The following is a 19859-nucleotide window of genomic DNA, read 5'->3' as shown; positions in this document are numbered from 1 at the left end:
TCCCTGTGGCGGTCTGCGCCGCCTGCTTCATCTGGCCAAAAATATCCCGGGGGAGTCGCCCACCGGGCGATGGGGGCAGCGCCCCCTACTCCACGATCTCAGCCGTCTCGACGACCGCATGCAACAGAACATCAGCCCCTGCCGCAGCCCAATCTTTGCTGATTTCCTCAGCTTCGTTATGGCTCAACCCATCTACACAAGGGCACATCACCATCGCCGTCGGCGCGACCCGGTTGATCCAGCACGCATCATGCCCGGCACCTGAGATGATATCAGTATGCGAATACCCCAGCCGCTCGGCCGCGTCGCGCACAGCCGCCACACAACCCTCATCGAACATCACCGGATCAAACCCACCGACCTTCTCGAACTCGATCTGCAAGCCCATTTCTTGGACAATGTCCTCCGCTGCAACGCGTAGGCGCGCCTCCATATCATGAATCACGTCCAGATCGGGCGAGCGAAAATCGACCGTAAACACCGCCTTGCCAGGGATCACATTCCGCGAATTCGGGAACACATCGATATGCCCCGCCGCCCCAACGGCATGGGGCGCATGGGACCAGGCAATCTCGTCCACTTTCTCAAGAATCCGCGCCATCGCCAGACCCGCATTCTTGCGCATCGGCATCGGGGTCGAGCCGGTATGGGCATCCTTGCCGGTCAGCGTGATCTGGGTCCAACTCAACCCCTGACCGTGGGTGACAACACCAATGTCCTTACCTTCCGCCTCAAGAATGGGTCCCTGTTCAATATGTAGTTCAAAGAAGGCATGCATCTTGCGCGCGCCCACCTCCTCTTCACCACGCCAACCGATCCGCTGCAATTCATCGCCAAAGGCCTTACCCTCAGCATCTTCACGCGCGTAGGCCCAATCCTGCGTGTGCATCCCGGCAAACACCCCCGAGGACAACATAGCGGGCGCGTAGCGTGTCCCTTCCTCATTGGTCCAGTTCGTAGCCACAATGGGATGCTTTGTCTTGATCCCCAAATCGTTCAACGTTCGGATGATCTCCAAACCGCCAAGAACCCCCAAGACGCCGTCGTATTTCCCGCCTGTCGGCTGCGTGTCCAAGTGCGAACCAACATAAACCGGCAAAGCGTCGGGATCTGTTCCCGCTCGGTGAGCAAACATATTGCCCATCTGATCCAAGCCCATGGAGCAACCCGCATCCTCACACCATTTCTGAAACAAGGCGCGGCCTTCAGCGTCCTCATCGGTTAGGGTCTGGCGGTTATTGCCGCCCGCAACACCGGGACCGATCTTGGCCATCTCCATCAGACTGTCCCACAATCTGTCGCCATTGATCCTGAGGTTCTGCGCCGGAGCTGCCATCTTGTTCTTCCCTGTTGCTTGCGATTTGGCTCGCTTTTGGTGTCTTGATTTGACCATCTGGTCAAACTCACGCTATCACGGGTTCGAGATCAGTCAAGAAATTGCAGGACGCCATTAGGTTTTTTGGCCTATCCAGCGCCCACTTGCCGGAAAATGAGACAGTCTGGAACAATGCCCAAAGACCGCGCCCCCACCAGAATTCAGAAAAAGAATCGCGCAGCGATTCTCGAGGCTGCCTTGAACGTGTTTTCATCCCATGGCTTCCGCGGCGCAACCGTAGACCAGATTGCCACCGAGGCAGGCCTGAGCAAGCCAAACCTCCTGTACTATTTCCCGACAAAAGAGGCCATTCACACCGCGCTCCTGTCCGGTCTGCTGGAAACATGGCTGGCCCCTCTGCATGAACTGGATGCCGATGGCGACCCGATGGAGGAAATCCTCGCCTATATCAGACGCAAACTGGAAATGAGCCGCGATCTGCCGCGCGAAAGCCGTCTATTCGCCAACGAGCTCGTGCAGGGCGCGCCGCGCATTCACGACTCGCTTTCCAGTGACCTCAAGACCTTGGTGGATGAAAAAACGGCGATTCTTGTCGGCTGGATGGATCAGGGGAAAATAGCGCGACTTCATCCATATCACCTTGTTTTTTCGATCTGGGCACTGACCCAGCACTACGCCGACTTCGACGTACAGGTTCGTGCGATTTTGGGGGACGAAGATCCCTTTGAAGGCGCAGAACCTTTTGTAGAAACGCTCTACCGGAAACTCCTCACGCCTTAAGGTCCAGTTAACCAAGTTACGGCAACATATGCCCATGATTACCGTTCGCCCCAATCCCGATCCCTGGCTCGACCAGTTGTTTTCCACCAAATCCGCGCAGCGCGGTGCGGTCGTGCGCCGGTCCACGGCCTGGGTGGAAAGAGAAGTGGGGCATGAGACGTTTCAACAAGAAATAAGGCGGCGCGGATACCACCTGATCCGCACCGCCAACCAATATATCGTGATCTGCCAAAACGGCCCCATCGACATTTTGCTCTGAGAAAATTCGTCGAATTTTCTCGTCCAAGATTTTTCGACGAAAAATCTCCTATTCCGCAGCTTTCGCCATCGGGTTGTTCGGATGTGACGTCCAATTGGCGTAGTCAGGCTGCACTTCCCGTCCGGTACGCGGATCAACTTCGCCCGCTTTCATCGGGACCATAGAAATGCACCCATCCACCGGGCACACATCCACGCACAGATTGCAGGCGACACATTCATCATCCATCACTTCGAACACACGATCATCTGACATGGAAATCGCCTGATGGCTGGTATCCTCGCAAGCGGCATAGCAGCGGCCGCATTTGATGCACTGATCCTGATCAATCTTGGCCTTCGCAACGTAGTTCAGGTTCAGATATTGCCAATCCGTCACGTTCGGCACGGCCAGACCAACAATCTCCGAGACGTCATTATACCCCTTCTCGTCCATCCATTTGGACAGGCCCGCCGTCAGTTCATCAATAATCTTGAACCCATAGGTCATCGCAGCCGTACAGACCTGAACGGTGCCACAGCCCAATGCCATGAACTCGGCCGCATCACGCCATGTGGTCACGCCACCGATACCGGAGATCGGCAGACCATGAGTTGCTTGTGCCCGCGCAATCTCTGACACCATCGACAGAGCGATCGGCTTCACCGCCGGACCGCAATAGCCACCATGGCTGCCCTTGCCATCAATCGAAGGTTCAGGGCTGAACGTGTCCAGATTGACGCTGGTGATCGAGTTGATCGTGTTGATCAGGGACACCGCATCCGCGCCGCCATTCTTTGCAGCCTCGGCGGGTTTGCGGATATCCGTGATGTTGGGTGTCAACTTCACGATCACCGGACGATCATAGTGTTTCTTGCACCACCGCGTGACCATCTCGATATATTCCGGCACCTGCCCGACGGCTGATCCCATCCCGCGCTCGCTCATGCCGTGGGGACAGCCGAAGTTCAACTCGATCCCGTCAGCACCAGTTTCGGCCACGCGAGGCAAGATGGCTCTCCAAGCCTCTTCCTCGCACGGCACCATGATTGAAGCGATCAACGCGCGGTCCGGGTAGTCGGCCTTGACCCGGGCCATCTCTTCCAGGTTCACCTCAAGCGGGCGATCAGTGATCAGTTCGATGTTATTCAGCCCTAGCAGCCGCCGATCCGCGCCATAAATCGCACCGTACCGAGGCCCGTTTACGTTCACGACCGGAGGGCCCTCGGCCCCCAGCGTTTTCCAGACCACGCCGCCCCAACCGGCCTCGAAGGCGCGGCGGACATTGTATTCTTTGTCGGTCGGCGGCGCCGAGGCCAGCCAGTACGGGTTCGGGCTTTTGATACCCAGAAAGTTTGTCTGTAAATCAGCCATTTATCAGGCCCTCCTGATGCGGTTCAGCATCCAAAATAACAGTTTCACGCCGTCAGTTTGGCGTGGATGTCCATTGCTGCATCGCGACCCTCGGCCACAGCGGTCACGGTCAGGTCTTCACCACCAGCCGCGCAGTCACCCCCGGCCCAGACACCCGCCATCGAGGTCCGACCCGCGCCAGTGACAGCGATCTTGTTGCCGTCCAGCGTCAGCCCTTCGGGCGCGCCTTCCAGCGTCTGACCAATCGCTTTCAAAACCTGATCCGCAGGCAGGCGGATCACTTCGCCCGTCCCGGTCAATTGACCGCCCTCGCTCGAGGTATATTCCAACTCAATCTCAGCCGCGGCGCCGTTTCCGTGCACGGCCACAGGCTGCACATTGGCCATGATCTTGACCCCATGCGAGGCCGCAAGGTCCTGCTCGTACCGGCTGGCCCCCATGGCATCACGTCCCCGGCGATAAGCGATAGTGACATGTTCCGCCCCTAGCAGCTTGGACTTCACCGCCGCGTCCACGGCGGTCATGCCACCGCCAATGACGACCACATTGCGCCCTACCGGCAAGTCAGTCAAATCACTAGCCTGCCGTACATCCGAGATGAACTCGACCGCAGCCCGCACGCCATCTATATCAACGCCACCCGCGCGCAGAGCGTTCACTCCGGCCAAGCCAATGGATAGGAAAACTGCGTCGTAATTTGCTGACAAGCCCTCCAGAGAGATCGTGTCGCCCAGAACCGAACCTGTCTCGATCGTGATCCCACCGATCCGCATCAGCCAATCCACCTCGGCCTGCGCGAAGTTGTTGGTCGATTTATAGGCCGCGATCCCATATTCGTTCAGGCCGCCCGGCTTGGGCTTGCTTTCGTGAATAACAACCTCATGCCCCAGCATCGCCAGCCGGTGTGCGCAGGCCAGACCTGCAGGCCCTGCCCCAATCACCGCAACGGTTTTGCCGGTCGGCGCAGCACGTTCAAACGGATGCGCCCCGTCCGCCATCACACTGTCGGTTGCGTAACGCTGCAAACGCCCGATCTCGACCGGCGCGCCCTCTGCCGTTTCCCGCACACAGGCTTCTTCGCACAATGTCTCGGTAGGACACACACGGGCGCACATGCCGCCCAGAATATTTTGCGCCAATATGGTCTCACCCGCCGCTTTGGGCTGACCGGCCTGAATCTGCCGCATGAACAACGGAATATCGATATCCGTCGGACAGGCTGTCACACATGGCGCGTCATAGCAAAAGTAGCACCGATCTGCTGCCACGGCGGCCTCATGCGCGGCCAATGGCGGATGCAGATCCGTGAAATTCGAGGTCAGCTCATCGCTGGAAAGCCGCCCGGAGACAATGCCGGGGACCATCTGGCCCTGTGCCATCGCTCTACTCCCTGTAGATATGGTTGTTGTACTCTCAGCTTGCCACAGTCTGAAATTTTATCAATTGGTAAAATTTGCCAAATGGTCAAAAAATTAAAAAACCGGGCTCGACGGCCCGGTTTTCAGAAAATATTGCCTAAAATTAAAGCGTCGCTGTCGGTCAGACCATGCCAGAGAGGTGCCCAGACTTGATCCACACGCGGGCACCATCGGTCCCGGCGGTCGCAACAGACTGGGTTTCCGGCGGCAGTCGAAGCCAATCCCAGGCCGAGAATTCCTCATCTTCTTCTGAAACAGACCCTTCGATGACGAACAGCTCCAGCCCTTGCTCTGCATCCAGGTTCAGCGATTCACCGGCGGCGAGGCTCAGGACTCTGACATCCTCTTGGGCATCCTTGAACAGTTGCAGTTTCTCTGCCCCGTTGATCGATCGCCGCACCTCAGTCCGATCCGCTGGATCGAACTGATGCAGCTTGACCAGAATCGTCGCGCCTTCCTTGGCCGAAGGCGTATGCGACGAGGTCGGCGGGTTGCGCACGTAGCTGCCCACCGGGAAATCCCCGGTTTCATCCTGAAAGACACCTTCAAGAACCAGATATTCCTCACCCCCATCATGGGTGTGCGCGGCAAAGGCGCTGCCCGGAGCAAAACGCACAATCGTGGTGGCGCGGGCGACCTCCTCACCGATACGCTCCAGCATCTTCCGCTCGACCCCGGCGGCGGGGGATTGGACCCATTCGTTCTGGTCAAAGTGAACGGCGACGCGTTTGGTGAAATCTGCGTTGACCCTCATTTGAGATATCTCCTGTTGCGGCATCTTGGCATAACATGGGGGCGCTGACCCGGTTTTCAAATTTTGCGCCTCAAGGCGGTGTTCACATCTGGTTTTGCCCGCCGCCCCTGCGTAGTGTGCCGCCAACCGAAATACCCCAGTGATTGACCGGACACCGATGCAGGCCACCCCCAAGACATTCAACATCGTCCTGATCGGACAAAACAACCGCCTGCAATACGAGTCGCTACTGTTTGCCGCCTCACTCCGTCACAGCAGCCCCGACTTTGCCGGTCGTGTGTTCGTCGCCGTGCCCCAACCCGGCCCGCTTTGGTCACAAGACCCCAGCATTCAGAACGAAGATATCCTGAACGCGCTGCGCCAGTTGGATGTCGAGATATTGCCCTTCGACTCGCAGGTATTTGGCGAAAGCTATCCCTACGGCAACAAAATCGAGGCTTTGCTGGCCCTGCCCGAGGGTGAGCCCTTTGTGTTCTTCGACAGTGACACGCTCATCACCGGTGATCTGAACACTGTCCCCTTTGATTTTTCCCGCCCAAGCGCTTCGCTGAAGGTCGAGGGGACATGGCCCCGCCCGACCCTCTACGGCCCCGGTTTCGACGGAATTTGGCGGGCGCTCTATCAGCGGTTCAGCCTGGATTTCGACAGTTCGCTGGATACCGGCCAACCGCATGATTACTGGCGTCGCTACCTGTATTTCAACGCAGGCTACTTCTTCTATTCCTGCCCGCGCACGTTTGGGGAGCGATTCCGTGACTACGCGCAGATCATACGTGACGAAGATATCCCCGAACTGGCCGGTCAGGTGCTGGACCCCTGGCTGGATCAGGTGGCGCTGCCGCTGGTCGTTCATTCACTGGGCGGAGGGCGCGACGCCCTGCCCGCTGGCCTGTTGGACGGCTCTGTCACTTGCCACTACCGGCTGTTTCCGCTGCTCTACGCCCGCGAAAGCGATCATGTGGTCGAGGTACTGGAAACTGTGGCGGCCCCGAACCGGATCAAGAAAGTGCTCAAGGGCTATGACCCGATCCGCAAACTGGTGATTCAACGCAAAGGTCACAAAATCCGCGCGACGTTTGATCGCGAGAACCTGCCGCAACGTGAACAGGCTATCCGCAACAAGATCAAGGCCAAGGGATTGTGGATGCGCTGACTGCGTTGTTGTGCGCACGCCCTTGATCGCCTAGAGATTCTGCAACACACATACAAAAGGGAGATTTCGACCATGTCTGACGGCCCCACTTATGGCTTTGACACGCTTCAGATTCATGCAGGCGCCCGGCCCGATCCGGCCACAGGCGCACGCCAGACGCCGATCTATCAGACCACGGCCTATGTCTTTCGTGATGCCGACCACGCGGCCGCGCTGTTCAACCTGCAAGAGGTGGGCTTCATCTATTCCCGTCTGACCAACCCCACCGTCGCCGTGCTGCAAGAGCGCGTGGCAACGCTTGAGGGTGGCGTGGGCGCTGTCTGCTGCTCGTCAGGTCACGCGGCGCAGATCATGGCGCTGTTCCCGCTGATGGGACCGGGCTGCAACGTTGTGGCCTCGACCCGCCTGTATGGTGGCACGGTCACGCAGTTCAGCCAGACCATCAAACGATTTGGCTGGTCGGCCAAATTCGTCGATATGGACGACCCCGAGGCGGTAAAGGCCGCGATTGACGAAAACACCCGCGCTGTGTTCTGCGAATCCATTTCGAACCCCGGCGGCTACGTCACCGATATCCGGGCGATGGCGGATGTCGCGGACGCGGCGGGCATTCCGCTGATCGTCGACAACACCTCGGCCACGCCTTACCTCTGCCGCCCCATCGAACAGGGCGCGACGTTGGTGGTACATTCGACCACCAAATACCTGACCGGCAACGGAACCGTCACGGGCGGTTGCATCGTGGATTCGGGTAAGTTCGACTGGTCGGCGAATGACAAGTTCCCCTCGCTCAGCGAACCCGAACCCGCCTATCACGGCCTAAAATTCCACGAGACCTTCGGGCCGCTGGCCTTCACCTTCCACGGTATCGCCATCGGTCTGCGCGATCTGGGCATGACCATGAACCCGCAGGCGGCGCACTATACGCTGATGGGGATCGAAACCCTGTCGCTGCGGATGGAGCGTCACGTTGAGAACGCGCAGAAGATTGCAGCCTGGTTGGAGGCCGATGACCGGGTGGATTACGTGACCTATGCGGGCCTACCCTCGTCCCCCTACCACGACCGGGTCAAGGCGCAGTACAAGAAAGGCGCCGGTGCGCTGTTCACCTTTGCAGTCAAAGGCGGCTATGATGCCTGCGTCAAGCTGGTGAACGCGCTGGAAATCTTCAGCCATGTTGCGAACCTCGGCGATGCGCGCTCGCTGATTATCCATTCGGCCTCGACCACGCACCGGCAGTTGACCCCTGAACAGCAAGAAGCTGCAGGGGCAGGTCCCGGCGTTGTACGTGTCTCGATCGGGATTGAGGATGCAGATGACCTGATCGCTGATCTGGATCAGGCTCTGTCCAAAGCCACCGCCTGAATGATGACGGACCACCGAACCAACGCCTTTGGCCAACCCATCGGCGCGCCGGTGTCGGGTGAGTTTCCACGCCCGATGCCCCCCCGCACCGATATGCCGGGGCGGTTTTGTTCAGTGGTTCCTTTGGATGCGAAACAGCATACATCCGGCCTCTACCGGGCGTTTGCGCAGGACGAAGACGGTCGGAACTGGACCTACTTGCCAGAAGAGCCGATCACATCCGAGCCCGCGTTCTCGGACTGGATGAAACAGGCCGAACGCAGCGCGGATCCGATGTTTCACACTGTTCTGGACGCAACCGGCACTCCGGTTGGCCACGCAACCTATTTGCGTATCACCCCCGACGCCGGCGTCGTCGAGGTCGGCTATATCCATTTCTCACCCTTGATGCAGCGCACGCCCGTGGCGACTGAAGCGATGTATCTGATGATGCGGCGGGTCTTCGACGAACTGGGCTATCGCCGGTATGAGTGGAAGTGCGATGCGTTGAACGCGCCGTCGCGCAGCGCGGCCGAGCGGCTGGGCTTCACCTTCGAAGGAATCTTCCGGCAAGCAACCCATTATAAAGGACGCAACCGGGACACCGCGTGGTATTCGATTCTGGACAGCGAATGGCCCCGTATTCGATCGGCTTTCGAGGCATGGTTGACCCCTGAAAACTTCGACCAGACGGGCCAGCAGCGCCAGTCACTGCAAGCCCGCGCATCACGCTGAGCTTACTGGGAAATCCCAAACTCCATCGTGACATTGACCGAGACCGAGACCTCGCCTCCTGCCAGCGGAATTCCACCTGCATCCGCCGCCGCGAATTCGCGCATCTGGGCCGCAGGCCGGATGCCGCCGACCTGCTCGCTGATCTGCTGAACAGGGCCCAGTGTGACCGTGGCTGCCTGCGCCAGTTGCTCGGCCTTGGCTGTCGCCTCGGCCACGGCTTTGGCACGCGCCTCAGCCTCCAGCGGTTTGGGGTCTTGAATACCAAAGCTGAGACCGCCGAAATCATTGGCCCCGTCTTGGATGACCGCATCCATCACTGCGCCCAACTGCGTCAGATCACGCACCCGCACAAACACGCGGTTTGAGGCTGAAAAGCCCGAGATTTCAGGCCGTTCTCCAGCTTGGTTGCCACGGCCCGCCCAGACCGGTGACAGTGACAGATCGCGGGTCTGCACATCGCGCGCGTCGATCCCCATCTGGTCCAGCCGTGCCAGGATTTGCGACACAGCATCTGACGTGGCCTTCATCGCGGCAGCGGCCTGCGCATTCTCATTGGTAACGCCCAGAGTAATGGTGGCCATGTCCGGTTCAGCCAGCACAGTGCCTGCTGCGCTAACGGTGATGCGACGTTCTTCCGCATGGGCTGCGCCAACCGCGGTTGCGGCCATCAAGGCCGCCAGAAAAGCGAATTTCTTCAAGGTCTTCCCTCCGATTTCGTTACTGTCAAGATGGGGTGGCAAGGGTCTGCCGAACAAGGGGGAAACCCGGCTTTTTCTTTCCCTCGGCAAGATCCTGCTTTAATGTCGGTCTGCGGACGGGATGCCTGTCTGTTTTGACCCTGATAACTATGGTTCGTCCGGCTTATGAAACCTGCCTTTGAGCTGATTTTTTCGTCTACCGGAATCTCTTTGCACCATTTGGCCAACAATGACTCATTTTGGCTTGGTGATGTGTTCGTGGATGAGCCGGATCTGGGCACGCAGCTTGCCACGCTACGCGACAAGGCCTTTGCGCTTGAGACGCAGCTGAGCTGTACGCTGGTGCTGCCGAAAGATCAGGTACGCTATCTGGCTGTCGACGCCGATGGCGCGGACGGATCTGTTGAGACGGCTCTGACCAGCGCGACGCCTTACACGTTGGACGAGCTGGTTTATGATACCGCAACAAGGGACCAGATCATTCACGTCGCCGCTGTGGCGAAACAAACGCTAACCGAAGCCCGCGAGTTTGCCACTGAACATGGATTCGTACCGGTTCAGATCACGGCACCAACCGATGGTGAAGACTATCCCGAAGCGCCTCAGTTCCTGTCACCCGAGCCTATCGCGGCACCCGTTCCCGACACTCCGCAACCAGCTGTACATGTCGTAGCGCCCTCTCCCGCTGCTGCGGATTTCCGGTCGGTCCCTGAAGCCGAGACTCGGTCCATTCCGTATGCAGCGAACCTGACGCAATATACGGTTCCCGCAGCAGTCGCAGGTGTTGCAGCGGTGGCCATTTTAGTCTGGGCGCTTGGCGGCAATCCCGACGACGAAGTCCAAGAGACGGAAACCGCCCAAATCGAGGTTGATCCCGAGATTGCGGTCGCCCCGCCTGAACCATTGGAATCTGTGGAGGCCGATCCGGATGTGACGGACTTCGCGGAACCCGAACCAGATGAACCGCGCGCGACAGAAACGGTCGTAAGTGACCCCGTTGAAATAGAAACCGCCGCGTCCGAACCAATTCCGGCCCCTGCCGAACCAGAAGAACCTGCGCTTTCCGCCACAGATGTCGCCATCCTCGAGGCGCTGAAAGTGGCGCCCACCGTTGTTGAACCGATCGCGCCCGAACCTGAGCCGCAACCGTTGCTGCCTGCTGTGCGGTTTGAAACACCTCAGCCCCTGAACAGCCCCGTCGCTGTTGAGGCTGAAGATATCTATCTGGCCTCCATCGACCCGTCGGACCTGTCTCGCGACGCGGTTGCCCTGCCGCAAGTCGCAAGGTTTGACACCGATCTGGAATTCGACCCGGTCGCGCAACCATCGGCTGCAGGCACCCGTTTTGAGTTGGACGAGCGCGGCTTGGTGACACCCACTGCCGAGGGCACGTTGAACCCGGACGGCATTGTCGTCTATCTCGGCCGCCCGTCGAAAGTACCCCCGGATGTCCCCGTGCGGTTCGAGGAAGAGCCTGTCCCTGATGAGGCGACATCGCGTCTGGCCGAGCTGCGGCCAAAGCCGCGCCCCGAGAACCTGATCGACCAGTTCGAGCGCCAGCAGCTTGGCGGGCGCACATTGCAGGAATTGGCAGTCTTGCGCCCCAAACTGCGACCTGCATCCCTGAAGCCGCCAGAGATTGACTACACACCCACCGCACTGGCCGTAGTTCGCGTCCCGCGCCCTAAACCGCGCCCTGCCGGGGCAGCTCGTAGCGCGCGTGTTAACACTGTGAATTTGGGATCGACCGCCGCCGTTGCGCAATCCGTTGACGAGGCGGAGTCCTTCCAGCCCAAAGCGGTCGCGCCAAAAATCCCGTCCTCTGCTTCGGTCGCGCGGCAGGCGACAATCGATAACGCGATCAACCTGCGCAAGCTGAACCTGATCGGCGTCTATGGGACGCCTGCCAACCGACGCGCCTTGGTGCGTCTGCCCAGTGGGCGCTACAAGAAGTTGAAAGTCGGAGACAGGCTGGACGGCGGCAATGTGGTGGCGATTGGCGATTCCGAACTGCGCTATCAAAAACGCGGCCAGAACGTAACATTGCGGCTGCCCAGAAGTTGATCACCGGGGGCGCAGGCCGCCCCCGAGATCAAGTTAAGACACAGGATCAAGCGGCTGAAATTTCACCGGATTCGATTTGTTCGCGCTCGATGGATTCGAACAGAGCCTGGAAATTTCCTTCACCAAACCCGTCATCTCCTTTGCGTTGGATAAACTCGAAGAAAATCGGGCCGATCACGGTTTTCGAGAAGATTTGCAGCAAGATCCGGGTTTCGCCCCCGTCCAGCACGCCCTCGCCGTCGATCAGAATGCCGTGTTTCATCATCCGGTCCAGCGGCTCTTCATGGTCGGCCACGCGGTCCTTGGACATGTGGTAATAGGCTTCGTTCGGGCCCGGCATAAACTTCAGACCCTTTTCGGCAATCGCATCGGTCGAGGCATAGATGTCCTCGCTGCCCACCGCGATATGCTGAATACCCTCGCCTTTGTATTTCTTGAGGTAGGACACGATCTGGCCCGTCTCGCCCCGGTCTTCGTTGATAGGAATGCGGATACGGCCGCAGGGGGATGTCAGCGCGCGGCTATAAAGCCCGGTGAACTTACCCTGAATGTCAAAAAAACGAATCTCACGGAAGTTGAACAAATCGCCGTAAAATTTGAACCACTTGTCCATATTTCCCTTGTAGACGTTGTGGGTCAGGTGATCGAGGTAATAGAACCCGTCGCCGCGCGGCTTGGACTGTTCGATCCATGTGAATTCCTGATTATAGGGTGAGGTGTCATAATATTGATCGATGAAATAGATCAGCGATCCGCCAATCCCTTTGATCGCGGGAACGTCCATCGTTTTGTCCGCAGCATCATAGGGCTCGGCGCCCTTGCTGACGGCATGCTCGAAGGCTTTTTTCGCATCCACAACTCGCCAGCCCATCGACGGGGCGCAAGGGCCATGTTCTGCGACAAACTTGGCGGCAAAGCTCTCGGGATCCGCGTTGAGGATATAGGTCACGTCGCCCTGCTGCCACAGCTCGACCGAGGGCTTGTCCTTGTGGTGGCCGACCAACTCAAACCCCATCTTGGCGAACAGGTCGCGCAGTTCCTGCGGCTCGGGATGGGCGAATTCGACAAACTCGAACCCGTCGGTTCCGGCCGGATTTTCGGGGCTGATGACAGATTTCGGGGCGTTATGCGGGAAGGGTCCCATGGCGCGTCTCCGTGAAAACAGGAATTTCTTTGCTGATTCCAAAATATGTCTTATTCGGCGCTGTTTCTGCGCATTGTTTTCGAGTAAACTAAGTTCAAGTGCGAGATATCCGCACGTTTTGATGATTTAATGAGGAATTTGCGCAGGTGTTGGATTCAATAGACACACGGCTTTTGTCGGCGCTTCAGACAAATGCGCACCTGACGGCCCATCAATTGGGTGAGATGCTGAACCTGTCGCCCAGTCAGGCCGGACGCCGCCGTCAACGGCTCGAGGCCGAGGGGTATATCACCGGCTATGCCGCGCGGCTGGACCCACTGAAGCTTGGCTTGCAGGTGCAAGGTTTTATCCAGGTACATCTGGGCACCCATGGCCCCGAGCAATCCGACAGTTTCGCCCGTTTGGTGGACACGCGACCCGAGATCACCAGCGCCTGGACGATGACCGGCGAGGCTGACTATCTGCTGCATGTATATTGCGACGATCTTTCCGCGCTCAATCGCTTGCTTCATCAAGTGATACTGCCGCATCCTGCGGTAGCACGGGTGCAAAGCCAGATCGTGATGGACCAACTCAAGCGCGATGCGCCCCTGCCCACCTGACCCGAGAGGATAATATGGACGATTTCCTATACCAGGCTTCGATCTATCTGGCGGCTGCCGTGATCGCTGTGCCCTTATCGGCGCGCCTGGGTCTTGGGTCGGTATTGGGATACCTGGCCGCCGGTATTGTCATCGGTCCGATGTTCGGACTGGTGGGGGCCGAGACTGAAAGCCTGCAACATGTTGCCGAATTCGGTGTTGTCATGATGCTGTTCCTGATCGGGCTGGAACTGGAGCCTCGCGCCTTGTGGGATATGCGCGAACGGCTACTGGGTCTTGGTGGGCTGCAGGTTCTGTTGTCCACTGCGGTGATTGCCTGCGTGGCCATGTATGCCAACCACCCGTGGTCGGTGGCGCTAGCTGTCGGGTTGACCCTGTCATTGTCCTCAACCGCGATTGTGCTGCAAACCCTGTCGGAAAAGGGGTTGATGCAGACAAATGGCGGCCGGGCTACGTTCTCAGTTCTGTTAACGCAGGATATTGCGGTGATCCCGATGCTGGCCTTGCTGCCTCTGCTAGCGCTGCCTGCGGTGCCTCACATCCAGAATGACGGATCTATCGAGCGGGGCGCGGCTGATCTGCATGACAAGGCCCATCACAGCCTATCCCTGGTCGAAGGCCTGCCCGGGTGGGCTGTGACGCTAGTGACACTGGCCGCCATCGCTTTCGTCATTCTTGCCGGCATCTACCTGACCCGCCCCTTGTTTCGCTTCATCCATGCCACCCGCCTGCGCGAGATGTACACGGCGCTGGCGCTGATGATCGTCGTGGGGATTTCCTTCCTGATGACGTTGGTCGGCCTTTCGCCTGCCCTTGGCGCATTCCTGGCAGGCGTGGTTCTGGCAAGTTCGGAGTTCCGCCATGAAATGGAAAGCGACCTGGAACCGTTCAAAGGTCTGTTTTTGGGGTTGTTCTTTATCACCGTGGGGGCCGGGATTGATGTCGCCTATTTCTTCAACGACCCGTTTGATCTGATAGGCCTCGCCCTTTTGGTCATTCTGGCCAAAGGCATCATCCTGTTTCTGGTTGGCCGTGCCTTCAAACTGCGCGGGCGCGATCATTGGCTATTCACCTTGGGTTTAGCGCAAGCGGGTGAATTTGGCTTTGTTCTGCTGGCCTTCTCAACACAGCAAAACGTCATCCCGCCCGATCTGTCACAAAAGCTGCTGATGATCATCGCCCTTACAATGTTGATTACGCCACTTTTGTTCATCATCTACGACCTGCTCTCGCGCCGGATCAGCGATGGCGGACCCGTCCCCGAACCCGATGAGATCGACGAGAAAGGCCCGGTGATCATCGCAGGTATCGGTCGGTTTGGTCAGATTGTGAACCGGCTGGTGCGTGCCAGCGGGTTCAAGACAATCGTTCTGGACCACGATATCGAAACCATCCAGCTGATGCGTCGGTTTGGCGTCAAAGGGTTCCTGGGCGATCCCACCCGCCCAGAACTGCTGCGTGCCGCCGGGTTAGAGAAAGCCTCGGTTCTGGTTGCTGCGATGGATGACCCCAAGACAGTCACGCGGCTGGTCAGCTTCGCCCGCCGCCAGCGTCCCGACCTTCATATCGTCGCCCGCGCTCATGACCGAACCCATGTGTATGAGCTGTATCAGGCCGGGGCCAATGACATCGTGCGCGAGATGTTTGACGGATCGCTCCGGGCTGGGCGCTATGTGCTCGAGAATATCGGCCTCAGCGACTACGAGGCCGCGCAGGCCGAGCAGACCTTTTACCACCACGACCGGACCGCTGTTCGGGAATTGGCCGAACTGTGGATCCCAGGGATGCCCACCGGCGAGAACAAGAAATATATCGATCGGGCCCGTCAGCTTGAGAAAGACTTAGAGACCGAGCTGTTGGAGCTGGCCGAAAAACACGCGCAAAAATCGGCCTGACCGTGCGCCGGTCAGGCCCTTTGGCTTAGCCGTCCGACACGCCAGCCTCGGCGAAGGTCGCCATACCGGAATGACAGGCGACGGCGCTTTTGACGATATTGATGGCAAGCGCCCCGCCCGACCCCTCACCCAGTCGTAGCCCGAGGCTGAGCAGCGGTTCTTTGCCAAGCTGGGTGAGCACCGCGCCATGCGCGCCTTCAGCGCTTTGATGGCCTGCCACGGTGTGATCCAGCGCCCCGTCGACCGTGCGGGCCAGACAGGCCGCAGCAGCTGAACAGATGAACCCGTCCAAAACAACCGGAATGCGCAGAATGCGGGCGGCAGCAATCGCCCCAGCCATGGCCGCAATCTCGCGCCCGCCCAGACAGCGCAGCACCTCCAACCCGTCGCCCGAACCGCCATTCAGGGCTACACCCTCAGCCACTACGCGGGTTTTGTTGGCCAGACCGGCATCGTCTACGCCGGTTCCACGCCCGGTCCAATCGGCGGCTTCGCCTCCGAACAGGGCGCAGGCAATCGCGGCGGCGGGGGTGGTGTTGCCAATCCCCATCTCGCCCACGACCAGCAGGTCAGCTTCCGAGTTCACTGCGTTCCAGCCGGTTTGCAGCGCACGCAACAGTTCGTCCTCGGACATGGCCGGACCGGTGGTGAAATCCACGGTCGGACGGTCAAGCTCCAGCGCGTGCACGTCCATCGTTGCACCCGCCGCTTTGGCCAACTGGTTGATCGCCGCGCCGCCACGTTCGAAATTCATCACCATCTGCACGGTCACTTCGGGCGGAAAGGCCGAAACGCCCTGCGCCGTAACACCATGGTTTCCGGCAAAGACAATGACCTGCGGCGCATTGATCTGCGGCCGCGCGTCCCCACGCCAGGCCGCATACCAGATCGCCAGATCTTCTAGCCGCCCCAGCGCACCTGGAGGTTTGGTCAATTGTCCGTTCCGGTCCGCAGCACCCTGACGGGCGTCGCCATCGGGTCCGGGCGCATTAGAAAGGGCGTCACGAAAAGAATTCAGGTCGGTCAGGTCTGGCAGCATCCAAAGCCTCATTGCATCAGAGTGGTCCTGTGTGTTTAACCGAAGCGACCAAAGCAACAAGACCCTGAAAGGCGCGGGAGTGCTAAAAAACGACACCAAACTCATTTCCCACTGGGATATACTGCTGGCACTGGTCCTGTTGACGCGTTTACCGATCCCGCGCCTGCCCGAGGATGCTTTTGATCGTCAGGTCTTAGCCGCCTGGGCGTTTCCGTCCGCCGGTTTCGTTGTCGGCGCTCTTGCCTGTGCGGCGGGATGGGTCGGATCGGCTTGGGGCCTGCCCCCGTTGGCCTGCGCCATCATACTGGTTGCAGTGCTGATCCTGTGTACCGGGGCCATGCACGAGGACGGGCTGGCTGACACCACAGACGGGTTCTGGGGCGGGTTTGACCCGGCCCGACGTCTTGAGATCATGAAAGACAGCCACATCGGCACTTATGGCGTTCTTGTCCTGATCTTGTCGCAAGCCCTGCGCGTCGCGCTGATCGCCCCCTTGCTGGCAACTGGCGCTTTCGGAGGCATACTGACAGCCTGCATCCTGTCGCGCGCAATGATGCCGATATTGATGACTGCCCTGCCCAACGCCAGAAACGCTGGTCTGAGCCATTCGGTCGGCGCTCCCCTGTCGTCCACTACTGGGATCGGGGCTGCCTTTGCCTTCGCAATGGCCCTGATCTTGATTGGTGCCACCGCATTTAAGGCTTTGATTGTCGCCGCTATTGTTACGTTCGCCATCGGTTTGGTCGCCAGATCCAAAATTCGGGGACAGACCGGCGACGTGTTGGGCGCAACGCAGGTGATGACCGAGCTTGCCATTCTGATAGCGCTGGCGGCGGCGCTTTAGGACGCGCCTCCAGTTTCGATCCGCAACACTTCGCCGCAATGTTTGCAGTGCACAGCGTCTGGGTCGTGTCGATACAAGCCGCAGCTTCGGCATTTGTGCCGTACTTTTTGAGGCATGAAAATCGCCTGCGCCAGCCGCACGAACAGCGCCACCCCAACCACCATGATAAAGACCGAAATCAGCTTACCGCCCGGTGTGTCCAGCGTGATGTCGCCGAACCCCGTTGTCGTCAGCGTCGCCATGGTGAAATACAAAGCGTCAATATAAGGGGTCTGGCTATCCTCGGGGATGAAAAAGACCAGAACGGCAGTCGAGGTCACGAATACAAAGACCAGCAGATTGATGGCGGCAATAACCGCGTCTTCATGGGTGCGGAAATATTGGACGTCGCGGCGCAGATCGCGCAGTAAGTGAAAGGAATGGATTAGGCGCAGAGCGCGCAGAATCCGCAGAAAGGCCAGATTGCCCGAAAGGAATGGGTCGAGCATTAGCGACACGATCACAACCAGATCGGCCAGGGTGTAAATCTTGAAGAATAGTTTGCGCCGGTCCCGCGCGATCCATAGGCGCGCCGAAAAGTCCAGCAGGATCAGGAACCCGACGAACATGCTGGCGATCGTGATCCCAGGACCGTGTGAAATATGCGCAGTGGCGACAAAAAACACGATTGTCACCGCGTCGAACAGGATCAGCCCATAGCGAAACCAGACCGAAACCGGGTCATGTCCGATATACAGATATTTGAGCGTTTTCTTTATCTGGGCCATCTAGACGCCTCTACCTATTGGGAAAATACCCCCAAACGAAGAGGTAGAAAATAAAAAAGGCCGCCCCCAACAGGAGCGGCCCCAACTATTCAAAGCAATGCGATCAGGCAGCGCGCGAGGTCAGCACCTCATCCACCTGCTTGGCGGCCGACACTTCACCGGCGCCGGATACGGCTGCAACTTCACGAGTCAGACGTTCCAAGGCAGCTTCATAGAGCTGACGCTCGGAATAGCTTTGTTCGCGCTGATCGTCAGTGCGGTGCAGGTCGCGGACCACCTCTGCGATCGAGATCAGGTCGCCCGAGTTGATTTTCTGTTCATATTCCTGCGCCCGGCGCGACCACATTGCGCGCTTCACCTTGGCCTTGCCCTTCAACGTCTTCATCGCCTGAGAGATCACGTCGGGCGAACTCAGCGACCGCAGACCGGATTCGGTCACCTTGTTGGTCGGCACCCGCAGGGTCATCTTGTCTTTCTCGAACGAGATCACAAACAGCTCAAGCGAATACCCGGCAACTTCCTGTTCCTCGATCGAGATAATCTGACCCACACCATGCGCGGGGTAGACCACATAATCGTTCGGGCGGAACTCAAGCTTTTTCGACTTAGACATTCAGGTTCATCCTTGGTTAGCAGAGCCAGACAAAAAAACGACAAAACACCCCAAAACCGTGCCTTGAAGGCCCGGTCAGGCAGTTTGTTTGTCAAAAAATTAGAACTCCAAAGCGTCCATACTTACGGAGTCATCCCCAGCTCAGTCATCATTCAGCTACGAAGTATATCACAAAAATGCGACACACAAAAGCGCTACCGACCAATGAGCCGATAAAGTCATTATTAAACATAAGGTTGTGGCGTTTTTTCGGCATCTAAACCACTGAGTTCAGAGAGCGAATCGCTTAGCCACCTTCGCCGGGCGCTTCAGAGAAGTACTTCTCCATCTTGCCTTCTTCGCCGTCGCGTTCCTCGGCTTCTGGCAAGGGGTCTTTCTTGGTCACGATGACCGGCCACATTTCCGAGTATTTTCGGTTGAACTCGACCCATTCATCCATACCCGGCTCGGTATCGGGGCGGATTGCGTCGGCGGGGCATTCGGGTTCGCACACGCCGCAGTCGATGCATTCATCGGGGTGGATGACCAACGTGTTCTCACCTTCGTAGAAACAATCCACCGGGCATACTTCGACACAGTCGGTATATTTGCAGCCAATGCAGTTTTCAGTGACAACGTAGGTCATGGTCGGATTCCCGTTTGCGCTTTGGGCGTCTAGCTAAATCAGTATGGCCTCGGCTTCAAGATAGGATCAGCTATCGTGATTGCGAGAAAGATCAAGCGCGCGCCGATCTTTCTTGGTTGGACGACCTTTTCCTTCAAAGCTTGGATTTTGCAGCGGCTTGTCCTGCTTTTCGGTCAAATCCGTATATAGCGTTTGTGCCTCGGGGGCCGGACCGCGCCGTTCACCCAGTTTTTCCACCCGCACAACACGCACAATGCGGCCCTGAGGAAAGGTCAGAACATCGCCGGGGTTGATAGCTGTCGCCGGTTTCAGAACCCGGTTACCGTTGACACGCACATGGCCGCCGCTGACCTGCTTGGCGGACAGGCTGCGGGTCTTGAAGAACCGCGCCTGCCACAGCCATTTGTCGATCCGCAGCTTGGCCTCGGACATCCGT

20 protein-coding genes are annotated in these 19859 nt (G+C 58.5%); 9 read left to right on the top strand and 11 right to left on the bottom strand.

Annotated elements, in window-relative coordinates:
* Nucleotides 1-85: 85 nt before the first annotated feature.
* On the bottom strand, nt 86-1336 hold the full coding sequence (locus tag AC2FJ6_RS08420; protein ID WP_170769465.1) for a Zn-dependent hydrolase: 1251 nt from the start codon (nt 1334-1336) through the stop codon (nt 86-88).
* Between the two features lie 171 nt (nt 1337-1507).
* On the opposite strand from AC2FJ6_RS08420, the gene AC2FJ6_RS08415 reads away from it, so the two are divergent.
* Together AC2FJ6_RS08415 and AC2FJ6_RS08410 are read left to right on the top strand one after the other, a co-directional pair.
* Nucleotides 1508-2116 carry a TetR family transcriptional regulator C-terminal domain-containing protein gene (locus AC2FJ6_RS08415; protein WP_170769464.1) on the top strand — a complete coding sequence of 203 codons (609 nt, stop codon included), beginning with the start codon at nt 1508-1510 and terminating at the stop codon, nt 2114-2116.
* Between the two features lie 28 nt (nt 2117-2144).
* On the top strand, nt 2145-2375 hold the full coding sequence (locus AC2FJ6_RS08410) for an N-(5'-phosphoribosyl)anthranilate isomerase (RefSeq protein ID WP_170769463.1): 231 nt from the start codon (nt 2145-2147) through the stop codon (nt 2373-2375).
* Nucleotides 2376-2423: 48 nt separating this feature from the next.
* On the opposite strand, the gene preA is transcribed toward AC2FJ6_RS08410, so the two are convergent.
* The 3 genes from preA to AC2FJ6_RS08395 form a co-directional block, all read right to left on the bottom strand.
* The gene (preA, locus tag AC2FJ6_RS08405) at nt 2424-3728 is read right to left on the bottom strand and encodes an NAD-dependent dihydropyrimidine dehydrogenase subunit PreA (protein WP_496668808.1); all 1305 of its coding nucleotides are present in this window, start codon (nt 3726-3728) and stop codon (nt 2424-2426) included.
* A gap of 44 nt (nt 3729-3772) precedes the next feature.
* Nucleotides 3773-5107 carry an NAD(P)-dependent oxidoreductase gene (locus tag AC2FJ6_RS08400; RefSeq protein WP_496668806.1) on the bottom strand — a complete coding sequence of 445 codons (1335 nt, stop codon included), beginning with the start codon at nt 5105-5107 and terminating at the stop codon, nt 3773-3775.
* A 160-nt stretch (nt 5108-5267) separates the two neighbouring features.
* Nucleotides 5268-5900, bottom strand: coding sequence for a cupin domain-containing protein (locus AC2FJ6_RS08395; protein ID WP_496668803.1), 633 nt, complete (start codon nt 5898-5900; stop codon nt 5268-5270).
* A gap of 157 nt (nt 5901-6057) precedes the next feature.
* Here AC2FJ6_RS08395 and AC2FJ6_RS08390 point away from each other — a divergent pair, with 157 nt between their 5' ends.
* The 3 genes from AC2FJ6_RS08390 to AC2FJ6_RS08380 all read left to right on the top strand — a co-directional run bounded on the left by AC2FJ6_RS08390 (nt 6058) and on the right by AC2FJ6_RS08380 (nt 9132).
* Complete coding sequence (locus tag AC2FJ6_RS08390; protein WP_496668833.1) at nt 6058-7053, top strand: GT-B fold glycosyltransferase domain-containing protein; 996 nt, start codon at nt 6058-6060, stop codon at nt 7051-7053.
* Nucleotides 7054-7125: 72 nt separating this feature from the next.
* The gene (locus AC2FJ6_RS08385; RefSeq protein ID WP_170769459.1) at nt 7126-8418 is read left to right on the top strand and encodes an O-acetylhomoserine aminocarboxypropyltransferase/cysteine synthase family protein; all 1293 of its coding nucleotides are present in this window, start codon (nt 7126-7128) and stop codon (nt 8416-8418) included.
* A 3-nt stretch (nt 8419-8421) separates the two neighbouring features.
* Nucleotides 8422-9132, top strand: coding sequence for a GNAT family N-acetyltransferase (locus tag AC2FJ6_RS08380; RefSeq protein WP_170769458.1), 711 nt, complete (start codon nt 8422-8424; stop codon nt 9130-9132).
* Nucleotides 9133-9134: 2 nt separating this feature from the next.
* Here AC2FJ6_RS08380 and AC2FJ6_RS08375 read toward each other — a convergent pair whose 3' ends face one another.
* Nucleotides 9135-9830 (bottom strand): SIMPL domain-containing protein, encoded by a 696-nt coding sequence (locus tag AC2FJ6_RS08375; RefSeq protein ID WP_170769457.1) that lies wholly within the window; start codon nt 9828-9830, stop codon nt 9135-9137.
* A 219-nt stretch (nt 9831-10049) separates the two neighbouring features.
* Here AC2FJ6_RS08375 and AC2FJ6_RS08370 point away from each other — a divergent pair, with 219 nt between their 5' ends.
* Nucleotides 10050-11894, top strand: coding sequence for a hypothetical protein (locus AC2FJ6_RS08370; protein ID WP_496668801.1), 1845 nt, complete (start codon nt 10050-10052; stop codon nt 11892-11894).
* A gap of 46 nt (nt 11895-11940) precedes the next feature.
* Here the strand turns inward: AC2FJ6_RS08370 and hppD are convergent, their stop codons facing one another.
* Nucleotides 11941-13038, bottom strand: coding sequence for a 4-hydroxyphenylpyruvate dioxygenase (hppD, locus tag AC2FJ6_RS08365; RefSeq protein ID WP_170769455.1), 1098 nt, complete (start codon nt 13036-13038; stop codon nt 11941-11943).
* A gap of 146 nt (nt 13039-13184) precedes the next feature.
* On the opposite strand from hppD, the gene AC2FJ6_RS08360 reads away from it, so the two are divergent.
* Nucleotides 13185-13640, top strand: coding sequence for an Lrp/AsnC family transcriptional regulator (locus AC2FJ6_RS08360; protein ID WP_170769454.1), 456 nt, complete (start codon nt 13185-13187; stop codon nt 13638-13640).
* Nucleotides 13641-13654: 14 nt separating this feature from the next.
* Nucleotides 13655-15535 (top strand): monovalent cation:proton antiporter-2 (CPA2) family protein, encoded by a 1881-nt coding sequence (locus AC2FJ6_RS08355; RefSeq protein ID WP_170769453.1) that lies wholly within the window; start codon nt 13655-13657, stop codon nt 15533-15535.
* Nucleotides 15536-15560: 25 nt separating this feature from the next.
* Here AC2FJ6_RS08355 and cobT read toward each other — a convergent pair whose 3' ends face one another.
* A complete protein-coding gene (gene cobT / locus AC2FJ6_RS08350; RefSeq protein WP_170769452.1) occupies nt 15561-16574 on the bottom strand; it encodes a nicotinate-nucleotide--dimethylbenzimidazole phosphoribosyltransferase in 1014 nt (337 codons plus the stop codon).
* Between the two features lie 79 nt (nt 16575-16653).
* Here cobT and cobS point away from each other — a divergent pair, with 79 nt between their 5' ends.
* On the top strand, nt 16654-17418 hold the full coding sequence (gene cobS, locus AC2FJ6_RS08345) for an adenosylcobinamide-GDP ribazoletransferase (protein ID WP_496668799.1): 765 nt from the start codon (nt 16654-16656) through the stop codon (nt 17416-17418).
* On the opposite strand, the gene AC2FJ6_RS08340 is transcribed toward cobS, so the two are convergent.
* The 4 genes from AC2FJ6_RS08340 to AC2FJ6_RS08325 all read right to left on the bottom strand — a co-directional run bounded on the left by AC2FJ6_RS08340 (nt 17415) and on the right by AC2FJ6_RS08325 (nt 19855).
* Nucleotides 17415-18185: a potassium channel family protein gene (locus AC2FJ6_RS08340; RefSeq protein ID WP_170769450.1), complete on the bottom strand. Its 771-nt coding sequence runs from the start codon at nt 18183-18185 to the stop codon at nt 17415-17417. The two genes, cobS and AC2FJ6_RS08340, sit on opposite strands and share 4 nt — an antisense overlap.
* Before the next feature lie 103 nt (nt 18186-18288).
* Entirely contained in the window at nt 18289-18798 is a 510-nt protein-coding gene (locus tag AC2FJ6_RS08335) for a CarD family transcriptional regulator (protein WP_170381457.1), read from the bottom strand.
* A gap of 286 nt (nt 18799-19084) precedes the next feature.
* Nucleotides 19085-19423, bottom strand: coding sequence for a ferredoxin FdxA (fdxA, locus tag AC2FJ6_RS08330; protein ID WP_170769449.1), 339 nt, complete (start codon nt 19421-19423; stop codon nt 19085-19087).
* Between the two features lie 66 nt (nt 19424-19489).
* Nucleotides 19490-19855, bottom strand: coding sequence for an RNA-binding S4 domain-containing protein (locus AC2FJ6_RS08325; RefSeq protein WP_496668797.1), 366 nt, complete (start codon nt 19853-19855; stop codon nt 19490-19492).
* Nucleotides 19856-19859 lie beyond the last annotated feature (4 nt).

The organism is Ruegeria sp. CDSA089, from assembly GCF_059612205.1.
Note: the sequence above shows the minus strand (reverse complement) of the source record. Positions and strands in the feature narration are given on the sequence as shown.